General features: G+C 52.2%; 1 protein-coding gene. It reads right to left on the reverse strand.

Annotated features, from left to right (window positions below; translation table 11 throughout):
• The coding region (locus AB1462_RS31785) for a hypothetical protein (RefSeq protein WP_367249055.1) at positions 1–243 on the reverse strand (243 nt) is incomplete at its 3' end.
• Between the last annotated feature and the right edge of the window lie 234 nt (positions 244–477).

Raw genomic sequence — 477 nt, forward strand, 5'->3', positions numbered from 1 at the left:
CCACGTACGCGGCATGGGCAAGCTGGTATATTTGCGGAAATTGCGCATTCTCAGCGCGCCGACGACGACCATGCCCGCGGCAACGCCGAGATAGAGCGGGTTCATCGTTTTCCAGTAGACGAGCATTATCAGCAGGGTCTGCGCGACCATGCCGATCGCCAGCGTCCTGCCGTCACGAAAAAGCGTCTCCACAAAAGGGATGTAGAGATCCGCTGGAATTTCGTTTTTTCTTCTGGCGTTCACACCTAACTCCCGTCCCTGGGCACGCAAGAAGTGACACGATCACATTAAAAATTCTTTAGGACGTCGAGGAAAACCTTAAAATCCAACTGGATAATACGATTGAAGTTCTTTGATAACGACTATTCGGCAGCCTGAACCTTCATCCGGATTTCCTCGCTGGATAAACGGTCACGAAGCCTGATGCGTTCCCCCTCGGCCCTTGTAACACGTGCCTGTTTCACATGACCATAACCG

It is taken from the genome of Pseudomonas sp. SB113, assembly GCF_040754745.1.
Taxonomy (GTDB): Bacteria; Pseudomonadota; Gammaproteobacteria; order Pseudomonadales; family Pseudomonadaceae; genus Aquipseudomonas; species Aquipseudomonas grimontii.